Source organism: Mesorhizobium sp. M7A.F.Ca.US.014.04.1.1, assembly GCF_003998745.1.
Taxonomy (GTDB): Bacteria; Pseudomonadota; Alphaproteobacteria; order Rhizobiales; family Rhizobiaceae; genus Mesorhizobium; species Mesorhizobium ciceri.
In genome coordinates, this window is the sequence record NZ_RZRW01001311.1 from 1 (window position 1) to 650 (window position 650).

1 protein-coding gene is annotated in these 650 nt (G+C 57.7%); it reads left to right on the forward strand.

The annotated features are described in order from the left end of the window. Nucleotides 1-199 precede the first annotated feature (199 nt). On the forward strand, nt 200-650 hold a 451-nt coding region (locus EOA22_RS36260; protein WP_127390747.1), incomplete at its 3' end, for a CBS domain-containing protein.

Here is a 650-nt window from a genome sequence, read left to right on the forward strand (position 1 = left end):
CTATTATGGTGGGCTGCTTGTCTACGAACTTGGCGTGAACGTCGCCAAGACCACGATTGCTGGTTGACTGGCACGCGCCCGGTTATTTGCAGCCCCAGCTTGGGTCATTTGTCTCGAGGGCAAAATGATTCAGATCAAGGCCCATCGCTCATGCGGCATCTAGGAAGCTGGGGAATGGAAATATCTCCGGAGAGCGACCATGCAAGCCGAAGCCATAATGAGCAAGCCAGTCATCTGCACGGACCCGTCTGCCTCGATCGCCGAGGTGGCCGGGCTGATGCTGTCCAAAAAGATCAGCGGCCTCCCTGTCATTAGTGGCGATGGCACGCTGGTGGGGATTGTCAGCGAAGGCGATTTCCTGCAGCGAGGAGAACTGGGCACGCAACAGAAGCGCTCGCGCTGGCTGGAGCTTCTGGTCAGCCCCGGAAAAGCCGCCGACGAATATGTCCGGGCCAATGGTCGACGGATCGAAGAGGTGATGTCCGACAGCGTCGTCACTGCATCTCCTGCCGCGTCACTCGCCGAGATCGTCGATCTCATGATGCACCACCACGTTAAACGCATTCCGATCGTGAAAGGTAGGAGAGTCGTCGGCATTATTACCCGCTCTGATATTCTGCGGGCATTGCTCAGCCTCCTTCCAGATGCCG